Below are 9,812 nucleotides of genomic sequence, written 5' to 3' on the forward strand. Positions count from 1 at the left end.
TAGCTAAATTTTGAAAAAGCCCCATGAATGGATTTCAATGGGCTCTTTCGTGAGCTTTAGCAATTCTTAGCTTTTCGACTTTGGAAAAGTCCGTAATTCTGCACAGGACGTGCCGAGCCGAGCGGCCATCAGGACGATGGCATCGCGAGGGTAGGACTTTTCCAAACAAAGAAAAGCTTAGAATTGATTAGCGAAATGAACAAATGCCCAAGAAATCCTTCATGGGGCTAATCAATATATAACTTTTTCAACAAACTAAAAGGGCCTAACGGCCCCTTATTAAAATTCTGGTTCTATTAATCCATATCCTCCATCATTTCTCTTATAAACAACATTCACATCATCAGTCTCTGAATTCTTAAATACAAAGAAATCGTGTCCTAAAAGCTCCATCTGTAAAACTGCCTCTTCAACATTCATTGGCTTTAATGAAAATCTCTTTATCTTCTTTATGTTAACCTCATCTTCATCAAAATCATACTTTGGAACTTCTGCAAACTTTATAGCACCTTCTCTAATTTGCTTTTCAAGCTTTGTTTTATGTTTAATTATTTGCTTTTCAAGCTTCTCAACTACATTATCTATGGATGAATACATATCATTAGTTGATTCTTCTGCTCTTAGAATCATTCCATTAAAGGGTATTGTAACTTCAATTATTTGTTTTGTTTTTTGAACACTCAATGTAATATGGGCCTCTACATCTCCTGAAAAATACCTTTCTAATTTTCCAAGCTTCCTTTCTACTGTTGCCTTTAGGGCATCAGTTAATGCAACATTTTTACCTGTCATTATATACTTCATAGAATCTACCCCTTTCCTTATGTTATAAGGGAATTTGTTTATTATATTGTAATATTTTTATCAAATTAGTTCAAGTTCCCTTTTCAAATTTTTTTGACCATTTTGATCATTCTAACTATGTTTTGTATTTATTTTATGTATTTTTTGTACTTTTACTACACAAAATATATTTGTTCGAGTGTGGAAACTTTGGATAAATACCTGTGGATAATGTGTAAAAGTCTGTGCATAACTTTATTTTTAAGTATTTTATTTTTGTACAAGTTGTTGATAACTAATTTTCTTACAATTTTAATCGAACATAAGCAATATATTATAAAACAAATTTGTTAATCTTATTTTAACCAGAAATTATTTTTTAATTATAAAGTTAAAACAAAAAAGTCTTCGACCCTTAGAAGACTTTTTTAGAAAATATAAAAAGGCTGTATCAACTGGCTGACCTGGTCTTTGCCCCCACACTCGCCTGCTGGAGGTTTTGCTTAAGGTGTATGCCTCTCACTAATCCCCCTCTCGAAGTTTTACTTCGGCAGGACTTACTTCTAAACCGCACCATGCTCATCAGACTTTTGTCTGACTTACGTGGGTCGTTTCGCCTGCGGCTAGCATCGACTTTCAACCACAGACCCAGCTGATACAACCTAATTAACAACTCTTTGCAAAACATATGGCATTAACTACATATGCACCCTTTTGTTTTAATGCCTTTGCACAATAATTTAGTGTTGCTCCTGTAGTTACGACATCATCTACAATTAAAACTTTTAATCCTTTTAAATTCCTCTCTGCACTAAAAGCATCCCATACATTATACCATCTATCTATGCCATTTAGCAATACTTGCGATTGAGTTTCTTTGACTCTAATAAGTAATTCTTCACATCTAATATTAGTATAATAGGATAGACACTTTGCAATCTCCTCTGATTGATTATACCCTCTATTTTTATATGTTCTTTTAGACTGCGGAACCCAAGTAATTAAATCTGCATCTAAGTTTATATTTTTATTAATTAGATAGGCAATAACATTAGATAAATCTTTTTTCCCCCTATATTTCAAATCGTGTACAATCTCCCTTACATTACCTTTAAACTCATAAAGTGCTATACACTCATCTAAAAAAATATCATCTTGTCCATCTATTTTTACTATATCCGTTACTCTTTCAAAACTATCTTGACATCCATCACAAATATATACTTCTTCATAGGTAAGTTCTCTACCACAGATTATGCAAAGGTATGGCTGTTGAAATATAACATCCAGCAAGCAATTAAGTAAAAATACTATTTTTTCAAATATCCCTTTTCCCACGCAACCTTGTTTAAAATTCTTATTGTTGATTTTGCTATCTGCATATTTTTTGTTTCCTGACATGACACAAAATATACCTCTCCTATTCTCCTACCTTGAAAATTTATAGGAATTTGACACATATATATTATTGCCTCTAATGTATATGCCCTATTATCACTATACATAATTATTACATTTGTATTCTCATAGCTTAAATATGCATCAGCTGCATCAGAGGAAATCAATATGCTGCCCTCTTTTTTCATAAATCTAAAGAGTCCATCCTTATCTTTATGCGTTGAGTACTCTATAAATCCTTTATCAATATTTAAAACTTCGGATAAAATATAATAAACCCTCTGTATATAACCTGCATCTGGCACAAAAATAATCAAGTTGTTTTTCTTGCTTATTGTAAAAAGTATAAAATCTATTGCCATTTGAGGCATAAAATCCTCTGTTCCATCTAAATACCTGGAGATTATATTCATAGGTTCAGGCAAAGGTTTTTTAATTCCATCGACAGGCATATAAATCATATCTTTATATTCCCTTTTATCATCCTCATTTAGCGAAACAGATATCTTTAAAAACTTCCCTCGCTCTTTTTTTGCTTTTTTAAAAATTTCATCCTGAAGGCTCGTTAAATCTAAAAATATTAGCCTTTTATCAAATATAACAAAATCAAAGGACTTATAAAAGCAGGGATAATCTGTATACGATGTTACTATTATCTCACAATCAACAAGTTTTGCCTTTCTCCCAAGAACTATCTCTACCCTTGCACCATTTATTTTACTTTGAAACTCCTGTTTTGCTTCGTTTATAAATTTAGGAGAAGTAATATATAGAACTCTTCCTCCTACCTTTAGCACTTCATAAACTGCCTCTATTAAAACATCAATACTAAATGCCTTTGGCGATGAAAGAAGCATACTTTTTTCCCTTTTAGACTTTATAAATTCTGTTACTTCCTTCAATGTATTAACTGTTGCTATAGAACTCCTATTTATTATAGGTTCAATATGGGGCGGCTTTAAATTATTATAGTTGTCAGCAGCATAAAGAAGTATATCGTCCTCAATATGTTCAAAATTACAAACATCACATTTTTCCTTTTCACATAAAAAACATACTTCTTTATTTTTAATGGTTTTTACAGCCTTTGTATATTTAATTCTTCTCTCACAATATAGAGTCTGTATTACATCTATAACTAATTCATAATCCATTTTTTTTATATCATCTAATTCCAATAGATATCTAAAGGAAATTACTTTTCCCTTTATATACTCCTCTATCCTCTCTAAATCCTCAACCTTTGGAATAGGCTTACCGCTTGTAATAAACCTACTCTCCTTCTTTATACCATAACTCTTTAATATTTTATTTAGATAATACTCCTGAAGAGATATGAATCTACCAATAAAGTTTCCACTATAAATTTGATTTATTACTTCTTCAGCAACGCATAAATCTATTTTATCCGTTAATATCTCTATATTGGTTATTCCCCTAATCTTCCTTAAAACCTCAAAATCTATCTGAGGATTTAGTGTAATATCATATATACTTCCGCCCTTACCCCTTGCCTTATATAAATATACCTCCACACAGAACACTCCCTTTTATTAGGATATTGCCTTTAAATAATTAATTATTCTACATCTTAGCCCTGAATACCTCTTTGTTATTGTATTATTTTTTATCATATATTTTAGTGCAGCTCTGTTTCCTATAAGAACAACAAGCTCCTTTGCACGCGTTACACCTGTATAAATTAAATTTCTTGTCATAAGCATTGGTGGACCAAAGCATACAGGTATAACTACTACCTTAAACTCACTTCCTTGGCTTTTGTGAATTGTTATTGCATAGGCAAGCTCAAGTTCTTCAAGATTTGAAAAGTCATATTCAACTTTTTTATCATCAAACATTACTATAATTTGTTGATTTTCTAAATCAATATCCTCTATATAGCCTATATCACCATTAAATACGCCTCTTCCCTTTTCCCCTGTGACTAAACTTTCCCATTCTATATTGTAGTTGTTTTTAATCTGCATAACCTTATCAAATCTTCTAAAAACAAAGTCCCTAAAATTCTTCTCTGTCTTAAACTTAGCAGGTGGATTTAAAACAGATTGCATACTTATATTTAGGCTGTTAACTCCTGCATCTCCCTTCCTCATTGGAGATAATATTTGAATATCCTTAACAGGGTCGATATCCTTTTTAAAACTTGGCAATCTTTCAGATACAAGCTTTACAAGCTCATCATTTAAACTCTGTGTCCCATCCAATTCGATAAAAAAGAAATCCTTATCCTTTTCATTTAAAATTGGCATCTCTCCATTATTTATTTTATGTGCATTAATGGTTATTAGACTCTTGTCCTGCTGTCTAAATATTTTATTAAGCTTTGCAACACATATACTTCCACTTTCAATTATATCCCTTAGTACATTACCTGCACCAACTGATGGAAGCTGGTCAACATCCCCTACAATTATAAGCCTTGTACCCTTTGCTACTGCCTTTAGAAGGCTGTTCATAAGAAGTATATCTATCATAGAAGCCTCATCGATTATAATTGCATGTGCTTCAATTGGACTTTCTTCATCCTTTGTAAATATTGGTATTTCATTCTCCGGCATATATTCCATCTCGAGTAGTCTATGTATTGTCTTTGCTTCACATCCTGTTGTTTCAGTTATTCTTTTTGCTGCTCTTCCTGTAGGTGCCGCTAAAACTACACTCAAACCTCTTTTTTCAAATAATTTGATTATACATTTAATTATTGTTGTTTTCCCTGTGCCTGGTCCACCTGTAATAACACAAACACCATTTTTAACTGCCTTTTCAATAGCCTCCCTCTGCTCTTTTGCAAGCTCTATTCCATTTTCCTCCTCATATTCTTTTATTTCTTCCTCTATTTCATCAAAATCCTGATTATAATTTTGAAACGAAAGTTCTATTAATTTTCTTGCTACATAAAGCTCTGATAGATAATAATATCTTAAATATACTGCTTCATCATTATCCACATTTTCTATATAAATTTCTTTATTTAAGTTGAGCATCACTATCTGTTCCCTTATTATTTCATCTGGAACATTTAAAATTTTGACGCACTCTTTAACAAGTTCCTCCTTTGGTAAATAAACGTGTCCATTTGCAATACATTGAGAAAGAATATATTTAATTCCTGCCTTAACCCTCTCCTCCGACATCATATCGTATCCTAAATTAACGGCTATCCTATCTGCTGTTTTAAAACCAACACCAGAAACTTCGTCACATAGCCTATAGGGATTAGATTTTAAAACTGCATTAGTTTCTTCTCCATATCGTTTAAAAATCTTTATCCCAAGTCCAGCAGTTATACCATAGCTCTGAAGAAAAACCATTACCTCCTTAAGCTGTCTCTGCTCCTTAAAAGATTCTGCTATTTTTTCTGCCTTTTTAGAACCTATTCCATCCACCTCTGTAAGTTTATCAGGATTCATTTCTATTATATCAAGTGAATCTTTGCCAAAACGTTCAACTATTTTTTTAGCTGTAGCAGGTCCTATTCCCTTTATAAGGCCTGAGGCTAAATATCTTTCTATCCCCTCTATTGTCGATGGTTTTACTTCCTCACAGTAGTGTACCTTAATCTGCTGACCAAAGTTTGGATGAAATACCCATTCACCCTGTACCTTTACTCTTTGCCCTATATTTATAAAGGGAATATGCCCAACTACCGAAATCAAATCCTTGTTGTACCTTATTTTAGCAACTGTATAACCATTTTCTTCATTTTTAAAAACAATATTTTCAACTACGCCTTCTATATCTATCATCCAACTCTCTCCTAATAAATTTATCTTTTTAGTATTATTGTCTCTAATTTATCGTTAAGTTTCAAGACCTCATTTAAAATTGTAACAATGTTGCTATATTCCATTTTAAGTATTGTACTACTTAAATTCTTGGCAACATTTATTCTTTTTATAATACTTCTTCTATTCTCTACAAAAAATATTTTACTCCCATTATTTAATAATATGAAATTATCATAAACTTGTTCAATAAAAAACAAGTTTATGTATCCATAACCTCCATCCCTATGAACCCGTGGAGTTCTAACTTTAATTGGTACTAATATTACATCAGATGATAGTGCTATAGGGGTTAACTTACCCAAATTTGTTATTCTATTACATTTATATTTTAGCTCCCTTATATCCTGGTTATATTGTTTCGCAACTTGTCTTAGGCCATATCTTATATTCTTCTTTAGAACTACTTCATCTCTCTCATAAATAAGTATAGTACAATCCCCCACACCCTCTTTGTATTCTGGCTTAATGCAAACTAACATCAAATTCCTCCCCTTTGTAAATATAAAATATTATATATACAATTATAATCGAACATATGTTCGATGTCAAAACCCTGTTTTTTTAAAATTTACAAATATTTGATATGTTTTTAGAAAGTTCATTTATGCTCTCTGTTAGTTTTTCCAATTTATTTTCCAATCTAACTAAAAGATAAATTGATAATACAATCGGAAAGCCAAAATTGGCTATTTGATTAAATAATTCCTCCATAATACCCCTCCATTATTTATATAAATTATACCTACAACTTATTGAAATCAATACATAACAAACACTTATTTTATATTTTTACAAAAGCCCCATATATGGATTTTGAGGCCGTTGCATAAACTTTAAATATTTATGAAACCTATATTGAAAAAGTCCATAGTACTTTTAACACATATAAAAAATTATCGCTAAGGAAACTAAAATTAAAGGTTTAGGACTTTTTCACTTAATTTTTTATTACAGCCTAAAATCCATTATGGGGCTAAATTCAAACTACCAATTTGTTTATCTATTGATTAATGTAATAACTATTATCTTACTGCAAGCTCCTCTACTTCTCTATTCACTATCTGTGCAGACATTATTGTTATTAAATTTCCACCTGTTGATGTAAATATGTTCTTACTTATAATATCCTGCATAACCGACTTTACTTCCTGTTCTGTTATATTTTCCCTTACATTTGGAATTGATAGTGAAACATTCTTACCTGCTTCATTTTGAAATACCATAACAAGTGACTTTGCCATAATCTACACCCCCATTATTCATTTACTAATTCAAGAACTTCTTGTCTTAAAACTTCAGTAAGGTTTCCATCAACTAATGTAGAGATAGATTGTGCTGTTTCAAATACAGCCTGGTGGTCTGCTTGAGGTTTTACCTTCCTTAAATTAACCACCTTTATTATGTCGTTTCCTCTTGCGTCAACTCCCATATTAAATTTCATAAGTAATGTTGATGATTGTTTAAAATCTTTTACTGCCATTTTTTATTCCCCCTTTCACTTATATAAATTGTGAATAGGCGATATTTTTACACCTCTTTTAAAATTTAATTTTAACAAAGAACCAAAATAAAAAAGTTCTATGCAATGTTATCATATTGCATAGAACTTTTTTATTACATTTCAGCTATAAGCTTCTTTATTTCATCTACCTTATTTAGTCTTTCCCAAGGTAAATCTAAATCTGTTCTACCAAAGTGACCATAAGCTGCAACTTGTCTGTAGATTGGTCTTCTTAAGTCAAGATGCTTAATTATTGCTGCTGGTCTTAAGTCAAATACCTTATTGATTATTTCGATTATCTTTTCATCTGGTAACTTTCCTGTTCCAAATGTATCAACAGTTATTGAAACTGGCTTTGCAACACCTATGGCATATGCAACTTCAACTTCAAGTTTTTCTGCTACACCTGCTGCTACAAGGTTCTTTGCAACCCATCTTGCTGCATAAGCTGCTGAACGGTCAACCTTAGTTGGGTCCTTTCCTGAGAAGGCACCACCACCGTGACGGCCATATCCACCGTATGTATCAACTATAATCTTTCTTCCTGTTAGACCTGAGTCTCCGTGTGGTCCACCTATTACGAATCTTCCTGTTGGGTTTATGTAATATTTAGTATTTTCATCAAGAAGGTTTGCTGGAACAACCTTTCTTATAACGTGTTCAATCATATCTCTTTCTATTTGTTCTCTTGTAACTTCTGGGCTGTGTTGAGTTGATATAACTATTGCATCTATTCTAACTGGCTTATCATCTTCATATTCAACAGTTACTTGAGTCTTTCCATCTGGTCTTAGATAGTCAAGAGTTCCATTTTTTCTAACTTCAGCAAGTCTTCTTGATAGTCTATGTGCCATTGCTATTGGAAGTGGCATATATTCCGGTGTTTCAGTACAAGCAAAACCAAACATCATACCTTGGTCTCCAGCACCTGTAGTAGCAAATTCGTTTTCTTCACCCTTCTTTGCCTCAAGTGCCTTGTCAACACCCATTGCTATATCTAATGATTGCTCATCTATTGAAGTGATAACTGCACATGTATCACAGTCAAATCCATATTTTGCTCTTGTATATCCTATTTCTTCGATTGTTCTTCTAACAACCTTTGGAATATCAACATAGCATTTTGTTGATATTTCACCCATAACAAGCACCATACCTGTTGTTACTGCTGTCTCACATGCTACTCTTGCCTCTGGGTCTTCAGCTAATATAGCATCAAGTATCGCGTCTGAAATTTGGTCACAAATCTTATCTGGATGTCCTTCAGTAACTGATTCTGATGTAAATAATCTTCTTGCCATCTTTCTACCTCCTTTTAATATATAAATAAAATTGTTTACACTTTAATTGAAGGATCTCGAGACTAAATTTAGTATCTCTCAATCTTTTGATTTTAATGATATGAAAATTATAAACTATATTATTTAAACCGTTTATAATTTTCAATGCATAATAAAAACCCCTTCTGACGAAGAGGCTTATATCCATAAGACTCTCATCTGCCAGAATTTAAATTCTGCAGGAATTGGCACCATTGTGCTTATGCACCGGTTGCCGGGCTTCATCGGGCCAGTCCCTCCACCTCTCTTGATAAGAGTTTCCTGTATTCAATTTAAACATCTTGAGTAATATTATCACAATAAAATATGTATGTCAATAATATTATTTATAATTTTATTTAATTAAAATATTTGCAGGACTTATCTTATCTAAATAACCTTCTAATAAATAAATATATAAGTAATAGCCATATGGCTGAAATTAACAAAGCTGAAACTATTTTTTTACCCTTAAATTTGCTTAAGTCAACCTCTATTTCTCTGCATTCTTCTATAACATAGTCAGGTACTAACTTTAATGACAAATATATTCCTAAGGGTAAAATCAATAGGTCATCTAAATAACCTAAAATAGGTATGAAATCTGGTATTAAATCTATAGGACTTAAAGCATAAGCTATAACTATTCCAATTGATATTTTTGCATACCAAGGTGTTTTAGGATATGTATATATCTTATACAATAGTTCAAGTTGCTTTAACAAATTTTCTGCCCATTTTTTTATTTTTTGCACTGCAATCACCACTTTTTTATTAACATTTAAAGTAAAAAAGAGACGCATATGCGTCTCTTTGGTGGGACGGGGTGGATTCGAACCACCGAAGGCTGCGCCAACAGATTTACAGTCTGCCCCCTTTGGCCACTCGGGAACCGTCCCATACATGGAGCCGGCTATAGGAATCGAACCTACAACCTACTGATTACAAGTCAGTTGCTCTGCCAATTGAGCTAAGCCGGCATCTTATGTGGTGGGCACGACA

General features: G+C 32.3%; 10 protein-coding genes, 2 tRNA genes and 1 riboswitch. All 12 genes read right to left on the minus strand.

The genetic code is table 11. From position 1 onward, the window contains the following. Positions 1–279 precede the first annotated feature (279 nt). The 12 genes from raiA to JG776_RS11655 all read right to left on the minus strand — a co-directional run bounded on the left by raiA (position 280) and on the right by JG776_RS11655 (position 9,790). Complete coding sequence (gene raiA, locus JG776_RS11600) at positions 280–804, minus strand: ribosome-associated translation inhibitor RaiA (protein ID WP_291967687.1); 525 nt, start codon at positions 802–804, stop codon at positions 280–282. 645 nt (positions 805–1,449) lie between these two features. After that, on the minus strand, positions 1,450–2,184 hold the full coding sequence (locus tag JG776_RS11605) for a ComF family protein (RefSeq protein WP_291967689.1): 735 nt from the start codon (positions 2,182–2,184) through the stop codon (positions 1,450–1,452). After that, entirely contained in the window at positions 2,094–3,716 is a 1,623-nt protein-coding gene (locus JG776_RS11610; RefSeq protein WP_291967691.1) for a hypothetical protein, read from the minus strand. The genes JG776_RS11605 and JG776_RS11610 overlap by 91 nt, the downstream gene beginning before the upstream one ends. A gap of 18 nt (positions 3,717–3,734) precedes the next feature. After that, positions 3,735–5,948: an ATP-dependent RecD-like DNA helicase gene (locus JG776_RS11615; protein WP_291967693.1), complete on the minus strand. Its 2,214-nt coding sequence runs from the start codon at positions 5,946–5,948 to the stop codon at positions 3,735–3,737. A 20-nt stretch (positions 5,949–5,968) separates the two neighbouring features. After that, entirely contained in the window at positions 5,969–6,469 is a 501-nt protein-coding gene (locus tag JG776_RS11620; RefSeq protein WP_291967695.1) for a hypothetical protein, read from the minus strand. An 82-nt stretch (positions 6,470–6,551) separates the two neighbouring features. Then, entirely contained in the window at positions 6,552–6,701 is a 150-nt protein-coding gene (locus tag JG776_RS11625; protein WP_073247601.1) for a YvrJ family protein, read from the minus strand. Positions 6,702–7,012: 311 nt separating this feature from the next. Next, complete coding sequence (locus tag JG776_RS11630; protein WP_291967699.1) at positions 7,013–7,231, minus strand: DUF2922 domain-containing protein; 219 nt, start codon at positions 7,229–7,231, stop codon at positions 7,013–7,015. Between the two features lie 14 nt (positions 7,232–7,245). Beyond that, on the minus strand, positions 7,246–7,470 hold the full coding sequence (locus JG776_RS11635; RefSeq protein WP_291967701.1) for a DUF1659 domain-containing protein: 225 nt from the start codon (positions 7,468–7,470) through the stop codon (positions 7,246–7,248). 134 nt (positions 7,471–7,604) lie between these two features. Next, positions 7,605–8,792 carry a methionine adenosyltransferase gene (metK, locus tag JG776_RS11640; RefSeq protein ID WP_291967703.1) on the minus strand — a complete coding sequence of 396 codons (1,188 nt, stop codon included), beginning with the start codon at positions 8,790–8,792 and terminating at the stop codon, positions 7,605–7,607. Positions 8,793–8,983: 191 nt separating this feature from the next. Beyond that, positions 8,984–9,088: riboswitch (SAM riboswitch) on the minus strand. Positions 9,089–9,196: 108 nt separating this feature from the next. After that, a complete protein-coding gene (locus tag JG776_RS11645) occupies positions 9,197–9,565 on the minus strand; it encodes a YkvA family protein (RefSeq protein ID WP_291967705.1) in 369 nt (122 codons plus the stop codon). 59 nt (positions 9,566–9,624) lie between these two features. Next, a tRNA-Tyr gene (locus JG776_RS11650) sits at positions 9,625–9,709 on the minus strand. A gap of 5 nt (positions 9,710–9,714) precedes the next feature. Further along, a tRNA-Thr gene (locus JG776_RS11655) sits at positions 9,715–9,790 on the minus strand. Positions 9,791–9,812 lie beyond the last annotated feature (22 nt).

Source organism: Caloramator sp. (assembly GCF_020054765.1).
Classification (GTDB): Bacteria; Bacillota; Clostridia; order Clostridiales; family Caloramatoraceae; genus Thermobrachium; species Thermobrachium proteoclasticum.

Coding starts and splice junctions, on each gene's coding strand:
- JG776_RS11605 (WP_291967689.1), bottom strand. CDS start 2,184: ATGTCAGGAAACAAAAAATATGCAGATAGCAAAATCAACAATAAGAAT.
- JG776_RS11635 (WP_291967701.1), bottom strand. CDS start 7,470: ATGGCAGTAAAAGATTTTAAACAATCATCAACATTACTTATGAAATTT.
- metK (WP_291967703.1), bottom strand. CDS start 8,792: ATGGCAAGAAGATTATTTACATCAGAATCAGTTACTGAAGGACATCCA.
- JG776_RS11625 (WP_073247601.1), bottom strand. CDS start 6,701: ATGGAGGAATTATTTAATCAAATAGCCAATTTTGGCTTTCCGATTGTA.
- JG776_RS11620 (WP_291967695.1), bottom strand. CDS start 6,469: ATGTTAGTTTGCATTAAGCCAGAATACAAAGAGGGTGTGGGGGATTGT.
- JG776_RS11615 (WP_291967693.1), bottom strand. CDS start 5,948: ATGATAGATATAGAAGGCGTAGTTGAAAATATTGTTTTTAAAAATGAA.
- raiA (WP_291967687.1), bottom strand. CDS start 804: ATGAAGTATATAATGACAGGTAAAAATGTTGCATTAACTGATGCCCTA.
- JG776_RS11630 (WP_291967699.1), bottom strand. CDS start 7,231: ATGGCAAAGTCACTTGTTATGGTATTTCAAAATGAAGCAGGTAAGAAT.